The following is a 23,147-nucleotide window of genomic DNA, read 5'->3' as shown; positions in this document are numbered from 1 at the left end:
TTGTCTGCACCCGCCCCCATGCTGACCTCCCTCCGCAAACGATTCCGAGATTGGCTGGAGCGCTCCCTGTTTCAGCTGCGCGAGGCCGAACCGGGAGAGGTGGTGCTGACCCAGCGGCGTGTATTCATCGTGCCGAGCCGGCCCGGGCTGGCCTTTGCCGTCGTGCTGGTATTGCTGTTTTTATGCTCGATCAATTACAACCTGAGCCTCGGCTTTGGTTTGACCTTTCTGCTGGCTGCCTGCGCTGTCATCGACATGCATCTGACGTTCCGTAATCTGGCTTATCTGCATCTGACGGCCGGCAAGGTGGCAGCGGTATTTGCCGGCGAAGACGCGCTGTTCGAGTTGCATCTGACGAACCGCCGCAAGCATGCCCGGTACGCGATCTGGCTCGGCTTCATCGGGTCCGGCCTGCCCGCCATAGAGCGCGCGATGGATGTCTCGGCCCATGGCGCCAGCCACCTGACATTGGCGATGACCACCACCCACCGCGGCTGGCAGCCGGCTCCGAGGATACGTTTGCGGACCCGCTTTCCGCTTGGTTTGCTGCGGGCCTGGAGTTACTGGCAACCGGACAGCAAAGCCTTGGTCTACCCGCAGCCGGAAGCATCGATAACAAGCCCGCCGCTGCCGCTGGCGCCGATAGAAAGAAGCGACGGCAACGGCGTTGCCGGCCACCAGGATTTTGCTGGAATAAGAACCTACCAGAGCGGCGACTCGCTCAAGCATCTGGCTTGGCGCCAGATCGCCAGGCTGGATACCGAGCTCGACGCCAAGCTGATCACCAAGCAGTTCGAAGGCGGCGCAGTCAGCGATTTATCGATCGATTTTGCCGCCCTGCCTTACGACATGCCGCTCGAAGCCAAACTCTCGCGCATGACGCGCTGGATATTAGAGGCCGAAGCGCGCCAGCTGCCGTATGCTTTCCGCCTCGGCGACAGCGTCTATGGCGCGGCGCTCGGGCCTGCCCATCAGCGCGCCTGCCTGCGCGCGCTAGCGCTATATCAGGGGCCGCCATGAACAGCAAGCCCATGCAACAGCTCAGGGCCGAGCTTGAGAGCAAACCCTTGTTCCGCGTCTCAAGCACGTATATGCACACCCTGCCGCGCGACAAGAGCGACACCTTGCTGCTGCTCAGCGCTTGCGCCATGGTGCTGCTGCCGCATTTTCTGCATCTGTCCTGGTGGACTTCCCTGATCTGCGGCGGGCTGCTGCTATGGCGCGCCTGGATCACCTTGCGCGGCCAGCGCCTGCCGCCACTGTGGCTGTTGCTGCCGCTGGCGGCGCTTGCCATGGCGGCGGTCTATATCGACTACCGCACCTTATTCGGACGCGACGCCGGGGTCGCCATGCTGGCGCTGCTGCTGACATTTAAATTGCTGGAAATGCGCGCCCGACGGGATTTATTCGTGGTGCTGCTGTTGAGTTTCTTTTTACTGCTCACCACTTTCTTCTATTCTCAAACCATGCAGTGCTTGTTGTGGATGATCGCCACCCTGCTGCTGATACTGACAGCACAGCTATCGTTTCAATATACCGGTGCGGTGCCGCCGCTCAAACAGCGGCTGCGCCTGGGCGCCACGATACTGGCCATGGCGCTGCCGCTGACGCTGATCCTGTTCCTGCTGTTTCCGCGGATTCAAGGCCCGTTGTGGGGCTTGCCTGGCGATGCCCACGGCGGCCGCACAGGTTTGTCGGACAGCATGGCGCCTGGGAATATCGCGCAACTGGCCTTGTCAGATGAGATTGCGTTCCGCGTCAAATTCTTCGATGCGCCGCCTGCCCCGGCCAAGTTGTATTGGCGCGGCGCAGTGCTGAACGATTTCGATGGCCGCACCTGGACTCAAGGACCGGCAAGCCGCTCTACAGTCGATACCGAACATGGTATTCAGGCAGTCAGCGCTCCCAATCCGGGAGCCACGGTACGCCAGCAAATCACGATGGAGGCGAATGGCCAGCGCTGGCTGTTTGCGCTGGAAACGCCGCAACTGGCGCCGACCCTGGATAACATCGCGGTACGATTGACTGCGGACCATCAGCTACGCGCAGCGCGTGCAATCGACGAGCGCGTACGCTACGACGTCATGTCGAATCTCAGGCCTGCGACGTTCGACCAGATCACACCAAGCGGTATGCAGCAGGCGCTGGCATTGCCGCATGATTTCAATCCACGCACGCTGGAGTTCGCCGCCAGCCTGCGCAGCAAATGGCCGAACGACACGGCGCTCGTGAATGCGGTACTGAGCTTCTTTCGCCACGAAAAATTCAGCTATACGCTGGAGCCGCCGCTACTGGGCAAAGATAGCGTCGACGATTTCCTGTTTTCCAGCCGCGCCGGCTTTTGCGAACACTACGCCAGCTCGTTCGTGGTGCTGATGCGTGCGGCAGGCATTCCGGCGCGCGTGGTGACCGGTTATCAGGGCGGCGAAATCAACCCGGTCGACGATATGATGACGGTGCGCCAATCAGACGCCCACGCCTGGGCGGAAGTCTGGTTGCCGCCACGCGGCTGGGTCAGAGCCGATCCCACGGCGGCGGTGGCGCCGAACCGGATCGAAACCCAGCTCAGCCATTTGCTGCCGCGCTCTTTCTTCGGCAATCTGCTAGGAGGCGCTGCCGGCCAGGCTAACTGGTGGTCGGGCTTGAACGACTCGGTGGCGCTGCTGCGCGCCAATTGGGAAGCGTTGGGCAACGGCTGGAATCAATGGGTTTTGAATTACACGCCGGCACGGCAAATGGGCCTGATGCATAGCCTGGGATTTGATCAGCTGGACTGGCGCGCCCTGATCTTCCTGATGCTGACCGTCGGCACGGTGGCAGCCGGCAGCGTCACCTTGCCTTTGCTGCTGGCGCGAAACAAGACCAAGCCACTCGATACGGTATACTCCGCGCTGTGCGCGCAGATGGCGCGGCGTGGCATGGCGCGCAACAAGCATGAAGGACCGCGCACCTACGGCCGCCGCTTATGCGCCAGTGATTCGCCGCTCTCGCCCTCTGTCAAAGTGGCGGTCCAGCGCTTTATGGCTTTGTACGGGGCGCTGCAGTATGGCGCCGGCTACGGGCCTGACAATAAACCGCCTGCGCCTTTAATGGCACAACTAAAATTACTGCTTTCCCAATGTCGATAAAATCAACTTCCGCTCTCCGTACTGCCGCCCAGCTTTGCGCTATCGCACTGGCAATCTCGATCAGCCCCAACCTGCTGGCCCAGCAAAGCAGCCCCGGCAAAGCCAGCGCGGCAAAAATCCGCAAAGCCAGCAGCAATGCCGACGACGGCGAGTTCGCCAATTTCGCCGAATGGAAAGAGGTCTCGGCTTTCATCGATCAGATGGTCGAGAAACATGGCTTCGATAGAAACGCACTGGTCGCCATGTTCAACCAGGTGCGCTATGTCGAGCGCGCGATCCAACTGATGAAACCGGCCCCGGCCAGCAAACCCAAGAATTGGGCGGCCTACCGCGCCCGATTCGTCGAACCGGTGCGGATCCAGGCCGGCGTCGATTTCTGGAATGCCTATGCCGATGCCTTGAGCCGCGCCGAGGCGCAATATGGCGTGCCGGCGGAAATCATCGTCGGCATCATCGGCGTCGAAACCGTGTACGGCCGCAATGTCGGCGACTTCCGCGTGATGGACGCCATCACCACGCTGGCATTTTATTATCCGAATACGCCCACGCGCGAAGCACGTATGACTTTTTTCCGCGGCGAGCTGGAGAACACCCTGCTGTATGCCAGGGAATCGGGCATAGATCCATTTACTCTGTTGGGCTCATATGCAGGCGCCATCGGCTGGCCGCAGTTCATGCCGAGCAGCATACGCCAGTACGGGGTGGATTTTGACGGCAAGGGTAAAGTCGATCTGCGCAATTCACCGGTCGATGCGATTGGCAGCGTTGCCCATTACCTGGCCGAACACGGCTGGAAAACCGGCATGCCCATCGTCTTCCCGGCAACCTTGTCGACCGACACCAGCGCCGAAAACCGCTGGCAGGCATTTATCGGGCAGGGCCTGGAAGCCAAATATTCGCTGGATGAATTGACGGCCGCCGGCGTGGTGCCCGGCGTGGTGCCGCCGAATGATATCCGATTCGGCCTGATCGATTTGCAAAACGGCCAGGACCCGACCGAATACTGGCTGGGCACCGATAACTTCTTCGCCATCACGCAATACAACCGCAGTTTCTTTTACGCGATGTCAGTGGTGGATCTGGGACGTGCAGTGCGGGTGAACCGCGCTCAACAATAAATCAGGGATTGCTGACGCTAAGTTCGACTTCGACGGTCTGACCGTTCGCGGTCAGCCAGATCTGCCCATCCTGGATGGTGCATTGCAGTTGCATGTTGCGCTGGGCGAAGCGGGTCAGGGCCTCGCTGCTGGCGGCGGCGATATTGATGACGGTCAGATTACGGGCACGCGCCACCTTGCTGCTGATCTGATTCCACCAGATGTGGCTGGTGCTGCTGTAGCTGTACACCACCACCTGCGCGGCTCTTCCGCAGGCTTTGAGAATGCGTTTTTCATCGGGCTGGCCGACTTCAATCCAGAGATCGATAGCGCCGGTCAGATCCTTGGCCCACAAATCGGGTTCCTCGGCATCCGACAGGCCTTTGCCGAATACCAGCGCAGCCGATGCGTGACGGGCGAACGCCAACAGGCGCACCATCATGCGTTCGTCGGTTTCCGAGGGATGACGCGCCAAAGTCAGTGCATGTTCCTGATAATAATGACGGTCCATATCTGCAATTTGCAGATCGGCTTTGAAAATAGTTGCTTTAAGGGCCATAACGCCTATTGTTATATATAGTTGAATCAAACCCGGTGTGTCGCAATCACGGGATCGGAAGAATAACCCGATTGGAGCACGATTGGTGCACATATATGATGCGGCGCGCCGGCAAGACTTGATGTTGCCAGGTTCGCCCTTATACTGATCTTAACAACTTGCAAAGTATTGCTGCCCATCCAATGAAAACTGTTTCATCAAGCGCTTCATCAACAACCATATCGCCATTCTCCAGCGAAGTAATCGCTCACACAAAATTGTGGCTGGAGCGTGCCGTCATCGGGCTCAATCTTTGCCCGTTTGCCAAGGCGGTGTATATGAAGGATCAGATACGCTACGTTGTCAGCACCGCGCAGACGCCGGAAGAATTGTTGGCGGACCTGGTGAAAGAGCTGAAATTTCTGCAACAGGCTGATCCGGAGACAACCGACACTACTTTGCTGATCCATCCTGACGCACTACGTGATTTTTTGGATTACAACGATTTTCTTGATGTCGCCGATGCGGCAGTCGATGAACTTGAACTGAGCGGCGAGATTCAGGTTGCCAGCTTTCACCCGGACTATCAATTCGCCGGCACTGAGGTAGACGACATCAGCAATTACACGAATCGCGCGCCCTATCCGACTTTGCACCTGTTACGCGAAATCAGCGTCGAGCGTGCGGTCGATGCGTTCCCGGACGCTGCCGAGATATTTAATAAGAACATGCAGACACTGCAACAATTGGGTTTAGACGGCTGGCAAAAAGTACTTAGGGAGGGATAGGAAAGAAAACAATTTGAATTGTTACTTTATTAACGATAAAATGTTGTAAAAATGGTGTTCCTTGCAATTTTTACGGAAAGTTACTAAATAGTAATAGACATCGTAATAAGAAAATTTTAAATTGAGCTTGTGCAACTTATTTGTATATTTGGTCACTAAACAGAGGTAGGTTGTTTATTACCGATCAAATGTACAAGATGCTGTGCAATATACTTAGCAGTATCAGCTGTTCCATGAAGAAAAAGATAGGGAGTTTCTTTATGATAAATATGTGCTCAAAATCAGTATAAAATACGAAACATATAGTTTCGCCAATAAAACTGGGAGGTGCATTTGGTAATAGTTCGGTACAAATTGCACAAACACTTCCCATATATCAACTAGGATAACGGAATCAATTGATTATGACTATTAACACTACCCCAGACGCACCTACCAGCAACAAGCTCGATGAACAGGTGACCTATGACCCAAATCACCTGCTTGATTCGTTGATCGACAAGTTGCATTTGAAAAATGATGCGGCACTCTCGCGCTCACTCGAAGTGGCGCCACCGGTCATCAGCAAAATCCGTCATCGTCGCTTGCCGGTTGGCGCCTCGCTGCTGATTCGTATGCATGAAGTCAGCGATCTGACGATTCGTGAGTTGCGCGCCTTGATGGGCGATCGTCGCGAGAAATTCCGTATCAGCGACAAGCAATTCAAGCCAAAGAGCAAGATCGAAGCCGAAAAGCTGAAGTAATCGGCATATCGCCCCCGCCCCTGCCTGAAGCGCCTTGCTTTAGGCAGGGAAGACGCCGGTAGACAAGTAGCGGTCGCCCCGATCGCAAACGACGAAAACAATCGTCGCGTTTTCTACTTGCTGCGAGATCCTTAACGCTATCTCGCAAGCTCCCGCTGCGGATATCCCGCAGAAAATCCCCTCTTCACTCGCCAGTCTGCGCGCCATATGTTCGGACGCGGCCTGACTGACTGACTCAATCTGGTCCACTCTCGAACGATCGAATATTTTTGGCAGATAGGCTTCCGGCCATTTTCTGATGCCCGGGATTTGCGAACCTTCCTCCGGTTGTGCGCCGATAATGCGAATGGCCTGATTCTGTTCCTTCAGATAAGTAGAAACACCCATGATGGTGCCGGTAGTGCCCATTGCACTCACAAAATGGGTGATGCGTCCTTCAGTGTCGCGCCAGATTTCCGGGCCGGTGGTTTCGTAGTGCGCCAGCGTATTATCCGGATTGGCAAACTGGTCGAGAATTAGCCCCTCGCCATCTTTCTGCATCTTTTCAGCCAAGTCGCGCGCATATTCCATACCGCCGGTCTTGGGCGTCAGAATGATCTTGGCGCCATACGCCGCCATGCTTTGACGCCGTTCTTCGCTCAGGTTTTCCGGCATCAGCAGCACCATCTTGTAGCCGCGCATGGCCGCCACCATCGCCAGCGCAATGCCGGTGTTGCCGCTGGTTGCCTCAATCAAGGTGTCGCCGGGCTTTATCCGGCCACGCTCCTCAGCGCGTTTGATCATCGACAATGCCGGCCGGTCTTTCACCGATCCGGCGGGATTATTGCCCTCCATCTTGCCCAGGATAATGTTATTTCGCTGCTTGGCGTCGCTGCCGGGGATACGTTTGAGTTGTACCAGAGGCGTATTGCCGATTGTGTCTTCGATAGTCAGATAAGGCATAGTGTGATCAAGCGTCTTGTGCAAAGAGTCCATTTTAATATGAGACTTTGCTACGCGTATGAAAGCCTGACAAACCGGATGCTTACGCTACTTGGCTGGCTCACAAGCCCTCCCAGAAAAGAAAAAGCCCCGGAATCAAAGACGGGGCCAGGCAAACTCACTACGCATTTTATCCACCGGGATTGGATGGACCTCCTATTTGCTCTTGGCGGCAGTTTTGGTGGGCGTTGCTGCCTCCCCGCTCTTCGGCTTGCCGTTTACCAGCAAACCGGCTTGCGACAACTTGACGGATTTTTTCTCGCCTATGCCTGATACGCGGCTTTCGAAATCGGTCCAGTCTTTGAAATTGCCGCCTTTGCTGCGTTCATCGACAATACGCTTGGCGGTGGCGGGGCCGATACCCTTGATACTGCCCAAGGCAGCCGGATCACCCTTATTGACATCGACCTGAGCAAAACTGACGGTGGCCATCAACATGCAAACTATCAGCAATAATTTTTTCAGCATTTCGTCTTTCTCCCATGAATGTGTTGGTGACTGAAGCGATCAGCCAGACGCGAAAACGTCTGGTTGATTATAGTCACGGATACATGGAAAATTGACGTTTACACCACAAACAAGAGTTGACTTAGCTCAGGGCGATGCTGCGCAAATGAAGAAGCACTATCCTAGCAACTCGTCGCGGCTGACGGTTGCCGTACCGAGTTTGCCGACCACAATGCCGCCGGCGCGATTCGCCAGCGCGACGGCGTCGGCAATTGGCAAACCCGCACCCAGCATCACTGCCAGCGTGGCAATCACGGTATCGCCGGCGCCGGAGACGTCATATACCTCGCGCGCCATGGCTGGGAAATGCCTGATTTCCTTCTCGGTATACAAACTCATTCCCTCTTCCGAGCGCGTCAACAGCAGCGCATCGAGTTGCAGGGAGGTGCGCAATTTCTGCGCCTTCGCAGTCAGCTCTTCTTCGTTCTTCCAGCTGCCGACGATGCGGATCATCTCCGACTTGTTCGGCGTCAGGACGGTGGCGCCGACATAGCGCGAGAAATCGTCGCCCTTGGGATCGACCAGAATGCATTTCCCGGCTTGCCTGGCAGCGGCAATCATGTCCGCCACGTTGACCAGGCTGCCTTTGGCGTAGTCGGACAAGACTATCACCTGATATTGCGGCAGCAAGGTATTGAAACGCGTCAGTTTATCGCGCAGCACGGCATCGGTCGGCGCCTCTTCAAAATCGATGCGCAGCAATTGCTGCTGGCGGCCTATCACGCGCAACTTGATGATGGTCGAGATGGTCTGATCTCTGGTCAGGAAACTGTTGACCCCCATCTCGCTCAGCATGCTGTCGACGGTGTCGCCGGCTTCGTCCTGGCCCACCACCCCCAGCAAACCGGCGCCGCCGCCCAGAGTGGCGATATTGCGCGCCACGTTGGCGGCGCCGCCCAGACGTTCTTCGCGCCGTTCAATACGGACCACGGGCACCGGCGCTTCCGGCGAAATCCGGCTGACTTCGCCGAACCAGTAACGATCCAGCATGACGTCGCCGACCACCAGGATCCGGACATTTTCAAATGAAGCAGGCAGCTTGTAGGCAGGTTTACTCATCGTCTTATCCACGCGCCAGCATCGAACGGCCGATACCGTAATATTCGAAACCGAGCTCGCGCATCACTTCCGGTTCATACAAATTGCGGCCGTCGAACACTATCGGTGCTTTCAGCAGCGTCTTAAGCTGATCGAAGTCGGGACTGCGGAAGGTCTTCCATTCCGTAACGATCATCAGTGCATCGGCATTTTGCAAGGCATCGGTCTGATTTTCGCAGAACCGTATGCGCTCAAAAGCGCCGGGGGTTGCGGCAAAATCCAGCTCCAGCACACGCTGCGCCTCCGTCATCGCAACCGGGTCATGCACCGCCACCGTGGCGCCGCGCCCGATCAGTTCACCCAACAGCACGCGCGATGAAGCTTCTCGCATGTCATCGGTATTCGGTTTGAAAGCCAGGCCCCATAAAGCAAAATGCTTACCGCTCAAGTCTACGCCAAAACGCTCGGTAATCTTTTGGCCCAGCACATGCTTCTGGTTGTTATTGACTTGTTCCACTGCGCGCAAGATCAGCAATTCCTGCCCATAGTCGCGCGCGGTCCGCTCCAGCGCCTGCACATCCTTGGGGAAACAGGAACCGCCATAACCGCAGCCGGCATACAGGAAGCTGTAGCCTATGCGTGGATCGGAGCCGATACCGTGGCGCACGGCTTCGATGTCGGCGCCTACCTTGTCGGCCAGATTGGCCAACTCGTTCATGAATGAAATGCGGGTCGCCAGCATGGCGTTCGCTGCGTATTTGGTGAATTCGGCGGAACGCACATCCATCCAGAAAGTACGTTCGTGGTTACGATTGAATGGCAGGTACAACTGCTTCATCAGCGCTTGTGCCTGCTGGCCTGAGGCGCTCTCGTCGCAACCGATGACGATGCGGTCGGGGCGCATGAAGTCTTCAACTGCGGCGCCCTCTTTCAAGAACTCCGGATTGGAGACGACGGAAAATTGCAGCGCCTCGCAGCTCAACTGGCGTGCGCCCAGTTCGGCCTGGATCGCTGCCGTCACTTTGTCGGCAGTACCTACTGGCACCGTCGACTTGTCGACAATCACCTTGAAGCCGTTCATGTATTTACCGATGTTGCGCGCCGCGGCCAACACGTATTGCAGATCGGCGGAGCCGTCTTCATCCGGCGGCGTACCCACCGCAATAAACTGCACCTGGCCGTGCGCCACGCTGGCGGCGATGTCGGTGGAGAAATGCAGGCGTCCGGCTGCACGGTTACGGCTGACGATCTCAGCCAGGCCCGGTTCGTGGATCGGTATGCCGCCGCCATTCAGCAAGGCGATCTTGCGTTGATCGAGGTCCAGGCAAAATACATCGTTGCCCAATTCGGCCAGGCAAGCTCCAGTGACCAAACCGACATAACCGGTACCGATAATAGTAATTTTCATGTTATTCCGTGAAAGCGCTACGCTGACCCCGGCAATCGCCATGCGACTGCCATTTTCATTACGGGCCAGCCGATTTAATTCATTACATTCAACTCTTCAGTACGACGCGGCGGATAGGTTTCCCATCGGCTGCAACCAGGGCATTGCCAATAGAATTGGCGCGCCTTGAAACCACAGTGACTACACTGGTAGCGCGCCAGTTTCTGGGTATAGCCATGCACCAGGTTCTTGACTACCGACAGCTCGGTATGCATTTCCGGCGTTATTTTCATCAGGCGCGCTTCCAGCAGTTTATCCAGCCCGAGCAAGGTCGGCGTACGCCGCAGCTCATCGCTCACCAGCTGATTGGTGGCTTCCACGCCATCCAGCTCCAGCACCGCCTTGAACACCACTTCCAGCAGATCGATGGAAGATGCTTCGGCCAGATAAGAGCGCAGCAAGCTGACGCCTTCATGCGGCCGCCCAACAGCGCGATAGCCATCCATCAGACGCTGCGCCACCAGCGCCACATGCGGCACGCTTTGCTGCTCGACCCGGCGCCAAACCTGCAAGGCCGCCTCAACGTCGCCCTGCGCCAGATGCACGTCGCCCAGCAACATGGTGGCGCGCACGCTGTTGCGGTCATTGCTTAAGGCTTTTTCTAGCAAGGACATGGCGGCTTCGGGGTGACCGTCCACCAATTCATCTTGCGCCAGCTCGCAATAAAACTGCGCGATTTCCTTTTGCCGGCCGCCGGCGCCCGATTGCTGCAAGGTCTGGGCCGCCTCGATCGCCCGCAGCCATTCTTTTTCGCGCTGATAAATTTCCAGCAAGGCGCGCCCTGCTTGCGCGCCGTATTGGCTGCCGGCGAGTAAATTGAAACTCTCTTCGGCGCGATCCAGCAAACCGGCTTTCAGGTAATCCTGCCCCAGTTCATATTGAGCGTGCAGGCGATGTTCTTGCGCCAGATCGGGACGCGCCAGCAAGTTCTGGTGCACCCGGATGGCGCGCTCGGTTTCGCCGCGGCGGCGGAACAGGTTGCCTAGTGCGAAATGCAGCTCGGCGGTTTCAGGATCAAGCTTGACGATTTCGATAAAGGCATCGATGGCCTTGTCCGGCTGCTCATTGAGCAGGAAATTCAACCCCTTGAAATAACCACGGGGCAAACTGCGTGACTCGGATATCAGCTGATTGATATCGACCCGTGCGGCGATCCAGCCTAATCCAAAAAAGACCGGGATACCGAGTAACCACCAAATTTCAAATTCCATACGGGCTGTGCTTTATGCGTGACCTGAGCCTTAGCTAAAACCCAGGTGTAAAAATGCCGGCAAATCGAAGCTGCCGTTGCAATGACAACGGCTCACTCAATTTGATACTTAGCGGCATTATATATTCTTGATGCTGTCCGGTTGCGGTGCTTGTGACTCGGCCAGCCGTTGTGCTTCCTGCTCTTTTTGCATGGAAGTCAGCGCTTTTTTTGTCTTTGCGGCGTTGCGGCGGTGACGGAATACGGATGGTGCCATCGCCAGCACGCCAAGGATCGCGCCAAAAACAAAGAAACCCAGCAGAAACAATACCAACGGCCCTTGCATGGTCGTGCCAGGGAAGAACTGGAGATCGACGTTACCTTTGTTTTGCAAAGCGAATCCGAAAAATACAATAAAGAGCAAGATCGAAAGAATTCGGGAAATAATTTTCATGATGCCTTTCCGTGCGATTGAGTAATAGTGGGTAGCAGGCGAGCTACTTTGCAGTTGGCTGGCTTTACTCTTGCCATTTTTACAAATTCACAACTAATACACAAACAATATAACTTTAAACGATGCGAAATTGTACGTGAAAAAAAACGGCATCCGAAGATGCCGTTTCGATTTTGCTCACGCACTAACACTAACTCAGCAACTACAACTCAGTCTTCTTGAATCGGTTGCCCGACCATCGCATCGACCCGTTCGCGCAATTCCTTGCCAGGCTTGAAATGCGGCACCCGTTTTTCGGGCACCATCACTTTGTCGCCGGACTTGGGATTGCGTCCGATCCGCGGCGGCCGCCGATTCAGCGCAAAACTGCCAAACCCACGAATCTCGATACGCTGGCCGGTTGCCAAGGCATCCGTCATCGCATCGAGTATGGTTTTCACCGCGTAATCCGCATCTTTAGCTACCAGCTGCGGATAACGCTCGGCCAAGCGGGCAATCAGCTCCGACTTTGTCATTAGCTTGACTCGCTCACTTAGTTATTGCTTAGTTCTTGTTATCGAGTTTTGCTTTTAACAGTGCGCCCAGGCTGGTCGTGCCGGAAGCAGCATTGGAGTCCGAAGACAGCTTTTGCATTGCTTCTTGGGTTTCAACATTGTCTTTCGCCTTGATCGACAGCTGGATGCTGCGAGCCTTGCGGTCAATGTTGATGACCATGGTTTCGACAGTATCGCCAACCTTCAGGTGCGTACCGGCATCTTCCACGCGATCGCGGGAGATTTCGGAAGCGCGCAGGTAGCCTTCGACTTCGTCCGACAACTGGATCACTGCGCCCTTAGGCTCAACCGACTTGACGGTACCGGAAACCAGTGCGCCCTTGTCGTTCATTGCAGCGAAGTTGTTGAATGGATCGCCTTCAAGTTGCTTGACGCCCAGGGAAACGCGCTCGCGCTCAACGTCGATTGCCAGCACGATGGCTTCCAGCTCGTCACCCTTCTTGAAGCGACGCACGGCTTCTTCGCCGGTTTCAGTCCAGGACAGATCGGACAGATGCACCAGACCGTCGATGTTGCCGGCCAGGCCGATGAACACACCGAAGTCGGTGATCGATTTGATCGCGCCCTTGACTTTGTCGCCCTTCTTGTGGGTAACAGCGAAATCGTCCCAAGGATTAGCCTTGCATTGCTTCATGCCCAGGCTGATACGGCGACGGTCTTCGTCGATTTCCAGAACCATGACTTCAACTTCATCGCCCAATTGAACGACCTTGTTTGGCGCCACGTTCTTGTTGGTCCAGTCCATTTCGGAAACGTGAACCAGGCCTTCGATGCCTTGTTCGACTTCAACGAATGCGCCGTAGTCGGTGAGGTTGGTGACTTTACCGAATAGGCGTGTGCTTTGCGGGTAACGACGTGACAGACCGGTCCAAGGATCGTCGCCCAGTTGCTTGACGCCCAGCGAAACGCGATTCTTTTCTTGATCGTACTTCAGAACCTTGGCAGTGATCTCTTGACCGACTGTGAGCACTTCCGACGGGTGACGCACACGACGCCATGCCAGATCGGTGATGTGCAACAGGCCGTCGATGCCGCCCAGATCCACGAATGCGCCGTAGTCGGTGATGTTCTTGACGACACCGGTAACGATGGTGCCTTCTTTCAAGGTTTCCATCAGCTTTTGGCGCTCTTCGCCCATCGACGCTTCGATAACTGCACGACGCGACAGCACAACGTTGTTACGCTTGCGATCGAGCTTGATGACCTTGAATTCCATGGTCTTGCCTTCGAACGGCGTAGTGTCCTTGACCGGACGGGTGTCGACCAGCGAACCCGGCAGGAAGGCACGGATGCCGTTGGTCAGAACGGTCAGGCCGCCCTTGACCTTGCCATTGACAGTACCTGTCACGATCTCGCCGGACTCCATCGCTTTTTCCAGCGAGAGCCACGATGCCAGACGCTTGGCCTTGTCGCGCGACAGGATGGTGTCGCCGAAACCGTTTTCCAGCGATTCGATAGCGACCGAGATGAAATCGCCGACAGCTACTTCGAGTTCGCCGTTGTCATTTTTAAATTCTTCAATTGGAATGAAGGCTTCCGACTTGAGGCCAGCGTTGACGATAACGAAGTTATGGTCAAGGCGCACGACTTCAGCAGAAATCACTTCACCAGAACGCATGTCTTGACGTGACAGCGATTCTTCAAACAGCGCGGCGAATTCATTAGCGCCGGCAGATGCAGGGGACAGAACAGTGATGGACATAGTTTTGACTAGTTGGCCAGTATTGCCGCGCAAGGTATTTACTAGGATGCGGTCAATAAAGGGTTAGGTTTTTCAACGTCCGGCCAGACTTTGCGTCAGACCGAACACCAAGGTACTGCAAAAACGTATTAATAAAAATATTAATAAAAAACGTATTAATTAATGCCTGAGACTTAAACACCCCTCACGACTTCATTCAGATTGGCTTGGTAGCAGCGTACCAACGGAGTACTTGTTCGACCGCCTGATCGGCAGTCATTGCAGAAGTATCCAGCAAATACGCCCCTTCCGCGGCCTTTAACGGCGCCGAGCTGCGGTTGCTATCGCGCGCATCACGCTCCGCCAAATCCTTTGAGAGGTCTTCCATATTAGCAGAAAAACCCTTGTCAATCAATTGCTTATAGCGCCGTTCGGCTCTGGCCTCGACGCTGGCGGTCAAAAATACTTTCAAACCGGCGTGCGGGAAAATCACCGTGCCCATGTCACGGCCATCGGCGACCAGCCCAGGATGTTGCCGAAAGCTTAACTGCAGGCCGAACAATGCTTGCCTGACTGTTGGTATGGCGGCAATTTTCGAGGCTAGATTACCGACTTCTTCGGCCCGGATAGCATTCGATACATCCTCGTTCGCCAGGAAAATATGGGCGCCGTTGAAATGGCAATGCAAATGCTCGGCAGCCTTGGCCAAGGCATGTTCATCGTCCAGCGGCGTATCGCGCCGTATCACGGACAAGGCCGTCAGCCGATACAGGGCGCCGGAGTCGAGATAATGAAAACCCAGGTGCTGCGCAACCCTCTGCGCCACCGTGCCTTTGCCGGACGCCGTTGGGCCATCGATCGTGATAACAGGGATGTGGGGATTAGGCATAGGAGCATTCGATGGTTATTATTGAAAATTATTGCCAGCATGAAACGCAGCCGTCACTCGGACAAGGGGGCAAAAATTGCCTGTAAATCGTCTTGCGTCAAACCGATATTCTGGGTTTCACCTTCGGGAGACAGCATGGCCCGCGCCAGATCGGCTTTCTTCTGCTGCAGCAACTGGATGCTTTCCTCTACCGTGCCTTTGGCAATCAGCTTGTACACGAATACCGGCTTGTCCTGGCCGATGCGCCAGGCTCTGTCGGTAGCCTGGCTTTCCGCCGCTGGATTCCACCATGGATCGTAGTGAATTACGGTATCCGCCGCGGTCAGGTTGAGGCCGACGCCGCCGGCCTTCAGGCTGATCAGGAACACCGGCACTTCGCCTTCCTGGAAGCTGCGCACCGCCTCGGCCCGATCCAGCGTGGCGCCGGTCAGCAAGGCATAGCCGATATCGCGCTGCCGCAGTTCGGCGGCAATCAGCGTCAGCATACTGGTAAATTGCGAAAACACCAGAATCCGCCTGTCTTCCTGGCGCAACTCGTCCACCATTTCCAATAGTTCCAGCAACTTGGCTGACGGCACCTCGGCCGCCTCTTTCCCTTCTTCCGCCTCTGCTTCGGGCAGATCGGTCTTGAGCAAACGCGGATCGCAGCAAGCCTGGCGCAATTTCAGCAAGGCTTCGAGGATCACGATATGGCTGCGCGCGACGCCTTTCTTGGCGACTTCTTCGCGCACCTTTTTATCCATCACCAGACGGACGTTTTCATACAGGTCGCGTTGCGCCCCGCTCAGTGCCACGGAGCGCAGCATCTCGGTTTTCGGCGGCAGCTCCTTGGCCACCTTGTCTTTGGTTCTGCGCAGCAGGAAGGGCTTGATGCGGCGACTTAACAGTGTGCGTCGGGTAGCGTCACCCTGTTTTTCGATCGGCTGCCGGAAATCGCGGTTGAAGGTTTTTTCATCGCCAAGCAAACCCGGCAGCAAGAAATGAAATTGCGCCCACAACTCGCCCAGATGATTTTCCACCGGCGTGCCGGTGAGGCAGAGGCGATGGCGTGCGTTCAGCAAGGCCGCGCTTTGCGCCACCTTGGAACGAGGATTCTTGATGTAATGCGCTTCATCCAGAATCAGTAAATGAAAGACATGCTGGCGCCAGCGCTCTTCATCGCGCGGCAGCAGGGCATACGTGGTCAGCACCAGGTCGAACTGGGCGATCTGCTCGAACTGTTCCAGCCGCTGCTTTCCCTGCAGCACCAGCACACGCAGTTCGGGCGCGAAACGCACCGCTTCCTGCTGCCAGTTATCCATCAGGCTGGTGGGCGCGATCACCAGCGCCGGCGCAGTCAGGCGCCCACTTTGTTTTTCAACCAGGATATGCGCCAGGGTCTGTACCGTCTTGCCCAAACCCATATCGTCGGCCAGGACGCCAGCCAGGTCGTATTCGCGCAGAAACTGCATCCACGCCAGGCCGTCCAGCTGATAATCGCGCAATGTCGCTTGCAGTCCAGCCGGTGCGGCAATCTTCCTGACGCCGCCAAACGTGTGGAGTTTCTGCCCCATGCTGCGCAGGCGATCGCCGCCTACCCAGCGCAACTTGGCGCCGGCATCCAGCTCCGCGAGGCGGGCGGCGTCGAGCGCAGACAAACGCACCGGGCCATCCGATTTTTCCGCGAAATACAGCTCACCCAAGGTGTTCAGGATCGGCTTGATCCGGCCCCAGGGCATGGCAACATGAACGCCGTCGGACAGGCGCACCAGCAACTCGTCCTGATCGTCGCGCTGAGCCATGTTGCGCGGATCGAAATCCTGAGGAGCCTGGCGGATCAGATCGACCAGCAAAGGCAGCAAGGGCACGCGCTGATGATTGACCACGATCCCTAACTCAAGATCGAACGACGTGTTGGCTGGTTGATCGACTGCCTCGTCAATCTCGGCATACCAGTCTTCGACCGCGACCACATCGAAACGGTATTCGGCACGCTTATCGATCTGCCAGCCTTGCGCTGCCAGGCTTGGCAAACCCTCTTTGGCAAAGCGCAACCACGATGCCTGGTCCGGCTGCATGAACATGCCGGGCATCATCGCCAGGGGATGTTGCGTACCCTGCAGAGGCTGCATGCCGAGCATCATCAATGCCTGCTTGAAAGCGCTCTCGGCTTCCTGGTTCCGCACGATCTGTTCGATACCGGCCGGCGTGTTGCGGCTCAGCGCCGGCGTAAACTGGGTCGAGACGATTTCACCGTCGTAGCGAAAATGCAGTTCGGCGAAATCCTGCATCAGCGGATTGCTAACGCTGGGCAAACTTCCCAGGACCAGCAAGGGCTGCGGCGCAATATTCTTGCGAATCGTCTGCGGCACTTGCGGCGGGAACGGGATTACATCGTTCAAACCCTGGCTCAGCAATTGCTGGGCGACAGTCAAGCGGTCATCTGGATCCAGCAAAGGGGCTTGTATCACCAGATCGTTGAGCGCCTTGCTGGAAATCCTGGTGTCGAGATGCGGCAGCAGCAGCTCTCCACACGACAGATTATCCACGTACCAGGGCGGCTCGGTCGGCAGCAGGTAATCGAGATTTTTCCGTGTGTAGCTGGATTTGATCTCGGCGTCGGCCTCTGGCTCCGCTTCGAATTGCCAGCCCAGTTGCCACCTGTCGCGCGCAGCGTCGCGGCTGTCGTCCACCGCTTCATGCCAAGCCAGGCTGGCGCAACGCGTAGCGGCAAGCTGCAAAGGATAGGCGGTGCCCTTGGCCAGGTCGGCCAGGGAATTGGCCCACAGCAAACGCTGCTGCTGCAATAAAGCACGCAGCAATTGCGCGCCAAGTTTGCCGCTCAATTCACAGGCCGCATGCTGCGCATGGTTGCCGTCATTTTGGGCAACGAACAAGCCAATCAGATCACGATCTTCCGGGCGCACGAATACGGCGGGGTCCGACAGCAAGCGCGGCACATCAGTGGCCGGCTGCGCTGACAGAAACTGGCCGTTCGGACGCTGCTGCGCCTTGCATAAATGCAGCACGGCTTTCTTGCCGTTATACGCAGCGGACAGTACAAACAATACCTGGTGCGTGGCAGCTTTCTGGCGCAATCCGGACGGCTGCGCCGGAGCCGATCCGGCCACTGCGATTTCGCTTTCAACCCGTGTCAGCCAGGCCTCCATCGGCCGTGCCAGCACTGGCGTCAGATTGGATTTTGGTGCGAGTGCAGGCTTTGCCGGAGCGGCCGGTTGCGGCAATGAGAGCTCGTCGACAGGGACCGCCAGCTGATCCGTGGACGGCCGCTGCAGATATTCAATCAAGGCCGCCGCCACGTGCTTGCAATTGGATCCGACCGGGCAGGAACAGACGCTATCGATGTCCGGCGTATCGCGAAATACGGACAGCGTGATTTCCTGTTGATAGATGTTGCTGCCGCTACCCTGAACCCTTGCGTTGAGAACGTCGCCATCCTGCTCAACGGCCAGCACGCGCCGCTGGCGGACGTATTCCTGACCGCGATCATAGGTTGCCTGGTGCAACACGTCGCGCACATCGGCAAGTGTCAAATTCATGCGCGGCCCGCTACCCTACAGTCTGCTCGGCGATTTGCGCGAACACGGTGAAATAATCGGGGAAGGTTTTGGCGACGCATTGCGGATCATTGATGCGCACCGTAGTGCCGCGCAACGCAGCGCCATCCAGCGAAGCCAGCGAAAAACACATCGCCATGCGATGGTCGTCATAGGTATCGATAGTCGCCGCTTGCAGTTGCGACGGCGGCGTCACGCGCAGGTAGTCGCTGCCCTCTTCGATGATCGCGCCCAGTTTGCGCAACTCGGTCGCCATGGCGCTGAGCCGGTCGGTTTCCTTGACGCGCCAGCTGGCGATATTGCGCAAGGTGCTGGGGCCGTCGGCGTAGAGCGCCGCGACCGCGATTGTCATCGCAGCATCCGGAATATGGTTGAAGTCGGCGTCGATGGCTTTTAACACACCGCTTGAGGACGCTTCAATCCAGTTGTCGCCCAGCGTGATGGTGGCCCCCATCTGTTGCAAGGCTTCGACAAAACGGACATCGCCCTGGATGCTGTTTTTGCCAACGCCTTCGACCCGCAACGGGCCGCCCGCAATCGCGCCGGCCGCCAGGAAATAGGAGGCCGACGAAGCATCGCCTTCGACATGGATGATCTTGGGGCTTTGGTATTGCTGGCCGGCGACGACCGTGAACGATTGCCAGCCATCGCGCTCGACTGTCACGCCGAAACGCTGCATCAGGTTCAGGGTAATTTCAATGTAAGGCTTGGAAATCAATTCGCCGATCACCTCGATCGTGACGGCATCGTGCTTGGCCATCAATGGCGCAGCCATCAACAAGGCGGTCAGGAACTGGCTCGATACGTTGCCACGCACCTGCATGCGCTGGCTATGCAACTGGCCGCGCTGGATATGCAATGGCGGATAACCGGCAACGCCGGTATAGGCGATCCGGGTACCGACGGCATTCAAGGCGTCGACCAGATCGCCGATCGGCCGCTCGTGCATGCGCGCCACGCCATGCAAGGTATAGTCGCCGCCCATTGCCGCCAAGGCTGCGGTCAGCGGACGAATTGCGGTGCCGGCATTGCCCATGAACAGATCGGCCTGATGCACCGGAAAACTGCCGCCGCTGCCCTGCACCGTATAAGTCTGGGTACCTTCCGCCTGCTCCCAGACCACGCCCAATTGTTTGAGCGCCATCAGCATGACCAGCGTATCGTCGGATGCCAGCAAATCAAGAATCTGCGTGCTGCCGTTGGCCAGCGCCGCCAGCAACAAGGTGCGGTTGGAAATACTCTTGGAGCCGGGCAGCCGGACTGCCCCTTGCACCCTCGCTACCGGATGCAAATCGATGTACTTGGGATAATGTTGCTTGCGTTGCGTACTCATTAATCGCCACCTTCCTTATTCTGTTGTTCCGCCGCCTCGATGGTGCTGATCCAGTTGTGCCTGGCCTGTTGCGCATTGCTATAGATGGCTTCCAGCGCAGGGCCGTCGCCGGCAGCCAGCAAGCCGCGCAAGCGCGTCAGTTGCAGCAGATAAGCATCTAGTTCACTCAACAAGGCGCTCTGGTTTGCCAATGAAATATCGCGCCACATTTCCGGCGATGATCCGGCGATCCGCGTGAAATCGCGAAAGCCGCTGGCGGCGTATTGAAATAGCGAAGCGGCATGCGGTTTGTTGGCAATATCGTCCACCAATGCATACGCCAGCACATGCGGCAAATGGCTGACCGCGGCAAACACGGCATCATGCTGCTGCGGCGACAGACGATGTATCAACGCGCCGCACTGCTGCCATGCGGCGGCGACCCTGGCGACATCCTGCTCGGCATTTTCCGGCAACGGCGCCAGCACCACTTTCTTGCCGACATACAGATCGGCCAACGCCGCTTCGGGGCCATTCTGCTCACGGCCGGCGATCGGATGCCCTGGCACAAACTGGGCAATCTTGTCGCCCAGCGCTGCACGCGCTGCTTGCACCACATCGGATTTGGTGCTGCCGGCGTCGGTAACGATAGTGCCTGCCTGCAGATGCGGCCGGATGCCGGCCAGGATAGCGCCGGTCTGCGCCACCGGCGCCGCGATCAGGATCAGGTCAGCGCCGGCGACGGCGTCGGCCACGGTGCTGGCGATGCTGTCGATAATTCCCAATTCCCGGGCGCGCTGCAAGGTCGAGAGCTGACGGCCGACTCCGACCAGCTGTTCCACCGCGTCGGCCTTTTTCAACGCCAGGGCAAAAGAACCGCCGATCAGTCCTACGCCGAATATTGCGATTTTCTTGAACACGAATGACGCTTTAATAAAAATTAATCGAAACCAGAGTTAACGTCAGCTCAGCAGCTTTTTCAGCGCATCGATGAAGGCCGCGTTTTCATTTGGCAAACCGATGGTGACTCGCAGCCACTGCGGCAGGCCGTAGTTGGCGACTGGCCGCACAATGATGCCCTGCTTCAACAACGCCAGATTGACCCGAGCGCCGGCAGCTTCATCCTCGCCGACTTTGACCATCACGAAATTACCGAACGACGGCACATATTCCAAACCCATTTCGTCGAAGGTCTGTGTCAGCTGCTTATAGCCGTCACGATTCAGCTGTGCGCTACGCTGCAGAAAAGCCGTATCGTTCAAGGCGGCCACGGCGGCTGCCTGCGCCAAGGAATTGACGTTAAACGGCTGGCGAATCCGGTTCAGCAAATCGGTGATCGCCGGCTGGGCGATGCCGAAGCCAATGCGCAAGCCGGCCAGACCGTAAGCTTTCGACATGGTGCGCGAAACCAGCAAGTTAGGATATTTGCGGACCCAGGCAATCGATTCGTATTGCAGTTCCGGCGGCAGGTATTCGTTGTAAGCTTCATCCAGCACCACCACGATCTGCGCCGGCACCCGGGCCAGGAAAGCCTCAAGCTCAGCAGCCGGTACGAAGCTGCCGGTAGGATTATTCGGATTGGCGATGAAAATCAGCTTGGTATCGTCGGTGATGGCGGCTGCCATCGCCTCCAGGTCGTGGCCGTAATCCTTAGCCTTGACCACGATGGCGCGGGCGCCGACAGCTTGGGTAGCCAGCGCATACACCACAAAAGAGTATTCCGCATACATGGCGGCTTGCCCCGCTTGCACGAAAGCGTGGGTAGCCAATTCGAGAATATCGTTGCTGCCGTTGCCAAGCGTAATCCACTCCGCCGGCACATCGTACTTGGCGGTGATTGCTGCTTTCAACTCAAAGCCGTTGGCATCCGGATAACGGCCGATATCGGCCACCGCCTTTTGCATTGCCAGCTGGGCGGATTCCGGCATGCCTAGCGGATTTTCGTTGGACGCCAGCTTGATGATCTTGGCTTCGTCCAGGCCGAACTCGCGCGCCACTTCTGCAATCGGCTTGCCGCCTTGATATGGGGCGATAGCACGCACATATTCTGGACCAAATTTAATTGACATTGTCTGCTTTCAGAACAAATTATTAAAATCAAATATTGCGAAATATTGATGTAGATGCCTGCTTAAAAACTGCGAGGATACGATCCCAGCAGCTTGTAGAACGCGGCGTTCTGTTGCAATTCCGCCAGCGCCTTGGCGACCTTGTCGTCGTCCGCATGGCCCTCGACGTCGACATAGAAATAATATTCCCACGCGCCCATGCGCGCAGGCCGCGACTCGAAACGCGTCATCGACACGCCGTGCTTGGCGAGCGGCGCCAGCAACTTGTATACCGCGCCAGCCTTGTTCGCTACCGACAACACCAGCGAAGTCTGGTCCTTGCCGCTGGCGCCGTTTTTCAAGCGGCCGATTACGGCAAAGCGGGTGCGATTGTGCGGATCGTCCTGGATATGGGCGCTGACAATTTGCAAACCGTATTTTTCCGCGGCGATCTCGCCGGCAATCCCGGCCACCGTGACATTTTCGCTGGCCATGCGCGCCGCTTCGGCATTGGAAGCGACCGCCTGCCGTTCAATGTTCGGGTAATGCTGGTTGAGCCAGGCGTTGCATTGCGCCAGCGCTTGCGAGTGCGCGCAAATGCGGGTGACAGCGTCCATGCTGCCATCCTTGCTCATCAGGCTGTGATGCACCGGGATTGATACTTCGCCACTGATATTGAGCGTGGTCTGCAACAGTAAATCGAGAGTGCGATTGATCACGCCTTCGGATGAATTTTCGATCGGCACCACGCCGAAATCCGCAGTGCCGGCTTCTGCCGCGCGGAACACTTCATCGATCGACACACAAGCCAGGCCTTCCACCGCATGGCCGAATTGCTGGTACACCGCCTGCTCGCTAAAAGTGCCGGCCGGACCAAGATAGGCTACCGTGACTCGCTTTTCAAGAGCGCGGCAGGCCGACATCACTTCACGGAAAATGGTTTGCACATCGCTGCCTTGCAGCGGTCCGGGATTGCGCTCGGCAACCTTGAGCAAGACTTGCGCCTCGCGCTCAGGGCGGAACACCGGCGCATTGGTCTCGGCCTTGACGTGCCCGACTTCCTGCGCAATTTGGGCGCGACGATTCAACAAGGCCAGGATTTCGGCATCAATCGCATCGATCTGCTGACGCAGGGGGAGGAGTTTATCTTCGCTCATGTTAACTGTGTTTCTATCTCTGGTTCTCTTACTTGGCTA

Annotated in this window: 20 protein-coding genes; 5 read left to right on the top strand and 15 right to left on the bottom strand. The window is 56.9% G+C overall.

The window, feature by feature from the left end; genetic code table 11:
* Window positions 1-18 precede the first annotated feature (18 nt).
* Genes KHU33_RS11715 through mltB form a run of 3 tightly spaced genes read left to right on the top strand, consistent with a single transcriptional unit; the run spans window position 19 to window position 4,246 of the window.
* Entirely contained in the window at window positions 19-1,020 is a 1,002-nt protein-coding gene (locus tag KHU33_RS11715) for a DUF58 domain-containing protein (protein ID WP_211463027.1), read from the top strand.
* On the top strand, window positions 1,017-3,128 hold the full coding sequence (locus KHU33_RS11710; protein WP_211463026.1) for a transglutaminase family protein: 2,112 nt from the start codon (window positions 1,017-1,019) through the stop codon (window positions 3,126-3,128). The genes KHU33_RS11715 and KHU33_RS11710 overlap by 4 nt, the downstream gene beginning before the upstream one ends.
* Window positions 3,119-4,246, top strand: a complete 1,128-nt coding sequence (mltB, locus tag KHU33_RS11705) for a lytic murein transglycosylase B (protein ID WP_211463025.1) — start codon at window positions 3,119-3,121, stop codon at window positions 4,244-4,246. The genes KHU33_RS11710 and mltB overlap by 10 nt, the downstream gene beginning before the upstream one ends.
* A gap of 1 nt (window position 4,247) precedes the next feature.
* Here mltB and KHU33_RS11700 read toward each other — a convergent pair whose 3' ends face one another.
* Entirely contained in the window at window positions 4,248-4,784 is a 537-nt protein-coding gene (locus KHU33_RS11700; protein WP_211463024.1) for a YaeQ family protein, read from the bottom strand.
* 182 nt (window positions 4,785-4,966) lie between these two features.
* Here KHU33_RS11700 and KHU33_RS11695 point away from each other — a divergent pair, with 182 nt between their 5' ends.
* Both KHU33_RS11695 and KHU33_RS11690 read left to right on the top strand, forming a co-directional pair.
* Complete coding sequence (locus tag KHU33_RS11695) at window positions 4,967-5,551, top strand: DUF1415 domain-containing protein (protein ID WP_211463023.1); 585 nt, start codon at window positions 4,967-4,969, stop codon at window positions 5,549-5,551.
* A gap of 404 nt (window positions 5,552-5,955) precedes the next feature.
* Window positions 5,956-6,294, top strand: coding sequence for a hypothetical protein (locus KHU33_RS11690; protein ID WP_211463022.1), 339 nt, complete (start codon window positions 5,956-5,958; stop codon window positions 6,292-6,294).
* A 39-nt stretch (window positions 6,295-6,333) separates the two neighbouring features.
* Here the strand turns inward: KHU33_RS11690 and cysM are convergent, their stop codons facing one another.
* The 14 genes from cysM to pheA form a co-directional block, all read right to left on the bottom strand.
* Complete coding sequence (gene cysM, locus KHU33_RS11685) at window positions 6,334-7,236, bottom strand: cysteine synthase CysM (RefSeq protein ID WP_211463021.1); 903 nt, start codon at window positions 7,234-7,236, stop codon at window positions 6,334-6,336.
* A gap of 195 nt (window positions 7,237-7,431) precedes the next feature.
* Entirely contained in the window at window positions 7,432-7,743 is a 312-nt protein-coding gene (locus KHU33_RS11680; protein WP_211463020.1) for a ComEA family DNA-binding protein, read from the bottom strand.
* Window positions 7,744-7,899: 156 nt separating this feature from the next.
* Entirely contained in the window at window positions 7,900-8,841 is a 942-nt protein-coding gene (gene rfaE1 / locus KHU33_RS11675) for a D-glycero-beta-D-manno-heptose-7-phosphate kinase (RefSeq protein WP_211463019.1), read from the bottom strand.
* Between the two features lie 4 nt (window positions 8,842-8,845).
* Window positions 8,846-10,228 (bottom strand): UDP-glucose dehydrogenase family protein, encoded by a 1,383-nt coding sequence (locus KHU33_RS11670; RefSeq protein WP_211463018.1) that lies wholly within the window; start codon window positions 10,226-10,228, stop codon window positions 8,846-8,848.
* 74 nt (window positions 10,229-10,302) lie between these two features.
* The gene (gene lapB / locus KHU33_RS11665; protein ID WP_092400420.1) at window positions 10,303-11,478 is read right to left on the bottom strand and encodes a lipopolysaccharide assembly protein LapB; all 1,176 of its coding nucleotides are present in this window, start codon (window positions 11,476-11,478) and stop codon (window positions 10,303-10,305) included.
* Window positions 11,479-11,595: 117 nt separating this feature from the next.
* Window positions 11,596-11,910: a LapA family protein gene (locus tag KHU33_RS11660; protein WP_211463017.1), complete on the bottom strand. Its 315-nt coding sequence runs from the start codon at window positions 11,908-11,910 to the stop codon at window positions 11,596-11,598.
* A 209-nt stretch (window positions 11,911-12,119) separates the two neighbouring features.
* A complete protein-coding gene (locus KHU33_RS11655; RefSeq protein WP_092359917.1) occupies window positions 12,120-12,425 on the bottom strand; it encodes an integration host factor subunit beta in 306 nt (101 codons plus the stop codon).
* Between the two features lie 28 nt (window positions 12,426-12,453).
* Window positions 12,454-14,166, bottom strand: a complete 1,713-nt coding sequence (rpsA, locus tag KHU33_RS11650; RefSeq protein ID WP_061534471.1) for a 30S ribosomal protein S1 — start codon at window positions 14,164-14,166, stop codon at window positions 12,454-12,456.
* Between the two features lie 196 nt (window positions 14,167-14,362).
* Window positions 14,363-15,034 (bottom strand): (d)CMP kinase, encoded by a 672-nt coding sequence (gene cmk, locus KHU33_RS11645; protein WP_211463016.1) that lies wholly within the window; start codon window positions 15,032-15,034, stop codon window positions 14,363-14,365.
* 53 nt (window positions 15,035-15,087) lie between these two features.
* Entirely contained in the window at window positions 15,088-18,573 is a 3,486-nt protein-coding gene (locus KHU33_RS11640) for a DEAD/DEAH box helicase (RefSeq protein WP_211463015.1), read from the bottom strand.
* A 10-nt stretch (window positions 18,574-18,583) separates the two neighbouring features.
* On the bottom strand, window positions 18,584-19,924 hold the full coding sequence (gene aroA / locus KHU33_RS11635; protein WP_211463014.1) for a 3-phosphoshikimate 1-carboxyvinyltransferase: 1,341 nt from the start codon (window positions 19,922-19,924) through the stop codon (window positions 18,584-18,586).
* On the bottom strand, window positions 19,924-20,823 hold the full coding sequence (locus KHU33_RS11630; RefSeq protein WP_211463013.1) for a prephenate dehydrogenase: 900 nt from the start codon (window positions 20,821-20,823) through the stop codon (window positions 19,924-19,926). The genes aroA and KHU33_RS11630 overlap by 1 nt, the downstream gene beginning before the upstream one ends.
* Before the next feature lie 42 nt (window positions 20,824-20,865).
* Entirely contained in the window at window positions 20,866-21,972 is a 1,107-nt protein-coding gene (hisC, locus tag KHU33_RS11625) for a histidinol-phosphate transaminase (protein WP_211463012.1), read from the bottom strand.
* A gap of 62 nt (window positions 21,973-22,034) precedes the next feature.
* Window positions 22,035-23,108 (bottom strand): prephenate dehydratase, encoded by a 1,074-nt coding sequence (gene pheA, locus KHU33_RS11620; protein WP_211463011.1) that lies wholly within the window; start codon window positions 23,106-23,108, stop codon window positions 22,035-22,037.
* Window positions 23,109-23,147: the final 39 nt, after the last annotated feature.

It is taken from the genome of Collimonas silvisoli (genome assembly GCF_018305005.1).
GTDB lineage: Bacteria > Pseudomonadota > Gammaproteobacteria > Burkholderiales > Burkholderiaceae_D > Collimonas > Collimonas silvisoli.
This window is presented reverse-complemented; position numbering and strand designations above follow the sequence as displayed.

What these genes read in the sequence shown, in the direction of transcription:
- KHU33_RS11680 (WP_211463020.1), bottom strand. Translation starts at nt 7,743, where the DNA reads ATGCTGAAAAAATTATTGCTGATAGTTTGCATGTTGATGGCCACCGTC.
- mltB (WP_211463025.1), top strand. Translation starts at nt 3,119, where the DNA reads ATGTCGATAAAATCAACTTCCGCTCTCCGTACTGCCGCCCAGCTTTGC.
- KHU33_RS11690 (WP_211463022.1), top strand. Translation starts at nt 5,956, where the DNA reads ATGACTATTAACACTACCCCAGACGCACCTACCAGCAACAAGCTCGAT.
- KHU33_RS11715 (WP_211463027.1), top strand. Translation starts at nt 19, where the DNA reads ATGCTGACCTCCCTCCGCAAACGATTCCGAGATTGGCTGGAGCGCTCC.
- rfaE1 (WP_211463019.1), bottom strand. Translation starts at nt 8,841, where the DNA reads ATGAGTAAACCTGCCTACAAGCTGCCTGCTTCATTTGAAAATGTCCGG.
- cmk (WP_211463016.1), bottom strand. Translation starts at nt 15,034, where the DNA reads ATGCCTAATCCCCACATCCCTGTTATCACGATCGATGGCCCAACGGCG.
- rpsA (WP_061534471.1), bottom strand. Translation starts at nt 14,166, where the DNA reads ATGTCCATCACTGTTCTGTCCCCTGCATCTGCCGGCGCTAATGAATTC.
- pheA (WP_211463011.1), bottom strand. Translation starts at nt 23,108, where the DNA reads ATGAGCGAAGATAAACTCCTCCCCCTGCGTCAGCAGATCGATGCGATT.
- KHU33_RS11700 (WP_211463024.1), bottom strand. Translation starts at nt 4,784, where the DNA reads ATGGCCCTTAAAGCAACTATTTTCAAAGCCGATCTGCAAATTGCAGAT.
- aroA (WP_211463014.1), bottom strand. Translation starts at nt 19,924, where the DNA reads ATGAGTACGCAACGCAAGCAACATTATCCCAAGTACATCGATTTGCAT.
- KHU33_RS11695 (WP_211463023.1), top strand. Translation starts at nt 4,967, where the DNA reads ATGAAAACTGTTTCATCAAGCGCTTCATCAACAACCATATCGCCATTC.
- KHU33_RS11670 (WP_211463018.1), bottom strand. Translation starts at nt 10,228, where the DNA reads ATGAAAATTACTATTATCGGTACCGGTTATGTCGGTTTGGTCACTGGA.
- cysM (WP_211463021.1), bottom strand. Translation starts at nt 7,236, where the DNA reads ATGCCTTATCTGACTATCGAAGACACAATCGGCAATACGCCTCTGGTA.
- hisC (WP_211463012.1), bottom strand. Translation starts at nt 21,972, where the DNA reads ATGTCAATTAAATTTGGTCCAGAATATGTGCGTGCTATCGCCCCATAT.
- KHU33_RS11655 (WP_092359917.1), bottom strand. Translation starts at nt 12,425, where the DNA reads ATGACAAAGTCGGAGCTGATTGCCCGCTTGGCCGAGCGTTATCCGCAG.
- KHU33_RS11710 (WP_211463026.1), top strand. Translation starts at nt 1,017, where the DNA reads ATGAACAGCAAGCCCATGCAACAGCTCAGGGCCGAGCTTGAGAGCAAA.
- KHU33_RS11640 (WP_211463015.1), bottom strand. Translation starts at nt 18,573, where the DNA reads ATGAATTTGACACTTGCCGATGTGCGCGACGTGTTGCACCAGGCAACC.
- lapB (WP_092400420.1), bottom strand. Translation starts at nt 11,478, where the DNA reads ATGGAATTTGAAATTTGGTGGTTACTCGGTATCCCGGTCTTTTTTGGA.
- KHU33_RS11660 (WP_211463017.1), bottom strand. Translation starts at nt 11,910, where the DNA reads ATGAAAATTATTTCCCGAATTCTTTCGATCTTGCTCTTTATTGTATTT.